Origin of the sequence: Endozoicomonas sp. ONNA2 (assembly GCF_024606365.1) — a bacterium.
Classification (GTDB): domain Bacteria; phylum Pseudomonadota; class Gammaproteobacteria; order Pseudomonadales; family Endozoicomonadaceae; genus Endozoicomonas.
On sequence record NZ_JAHHPO010000413.1, the window covers coordinates 1 to 1,146 of the forward strand.

Annotated in this window: 2 protein-coding genes; both read left to right on the forward strand. The window is 36.1% G+C overall.

Features of this window, described 5'->3' with window-relative positions:
* A partial coding sequence (locus KDK14_RS07480) for a hypothetical protein (protein ID WP_257264439.1) occupies nt 1-202 on the forward strand: 202 nt, incomplete at its 5' end.
* A gap of 421 nt (nt 203-623) precedes the next feature.
* On the forward strand, nt 624-1,124 hold the full coding sequence (locus KDK14_RS07485) for a hypothetical protein (RefSeq protein WP_257264441.1): 501 nt from the start codon (nt 624-626) through the stop codon (nt 1,122-1,124).
* Nucleotides 1,125-1,146 lie beyond the last annotated feature (22 nt).

The window sequence follows — 1,146 nt, forward strand, 5'->3', positions numbered from 1 at the left end:
AATAGCTAAATATCCTATTATCGGGATAATCGTTCGACCGATTCTGTCGCCCTGCGCCTCTGAGCTTCAGGAACTCGGGCTCAACCTTCGCCCGAACAGTGGCGATCATTTTGATGTCTGGCTGATTTTTATTCTTGGATGGCTGCACTCTTACATCTTCATTTTGTATTTTTTTTATTCCATTACAACGGATGGAAACTGATGCGTCCGATCAAGGACAGCATCACTTTAGAGTTCTACTGAAATGGCGTCTTCTGGGAATGTAGGGAGTTTTGCAGAACTTTACATCATTAGTAGAGAAATTGAGTGAGATTTGAACAGCTACGTTGATTATATTTTGACATATATTCATAAAAACCTGATTTTGCATCGGTCGTATAAATTTCTGATTAAAGCCCCGCTTTACGGTATCCTCCATCTGGAGTTAAATATATCTTCTGTTCTTGCTTCTTACTATTTTGCATAGAATCTACTGATGATTGTTATTCAAAACAAAAGGCCGGTAGCCAGTCTTTCTTGAAAAGGCTGTGTTTTAATCTGAATTAGGCTTTACTGAAAAAATGTTGTTGAATGAAAATAGGCCAATCTGGAAAACTTTCTGAGCTGTTGAATCAGTACTTGAAATGGCTTCATCAGAAAACGAAATGAATCTTAGAGCACTCTTGATTCATAGGAAAAATCAGAAAGATGATGTTATATTTTTAAAGGAGTCTCCATACATGAGAAGCATTGGTATTAGAGTTGAGCCAAGTGGCGTGACATTTGCTATTTATGACTCAGAAAACAGAGAAATAATAAATATCGAAAAACTAATTATCCCTAAAGCCTTGGATGTTCCCGAACAACTAAAATTTATAAGATCAAACATTTTGGATATTCTTCGTGAGTATGGTATAGAAAGGGCAGGGATTAGAATTACTGAGCCAAACGCGCAAAGGATGAATATACCAAGAATACAAATTGAAGGTGTGATACAAGAAACATTCGCCAGCAGTCCAGTGAATAGTTATTTTACAGGGCAAATCTCATCTATATCCTCAAAGCTAGGATTTAATAGAAGTGATTTTAAAAAATATATCGACAATACAATGATTTACCTGATTACCACTGATCGTACGTCATGATACAGAGAAAGTTTATTTAAGA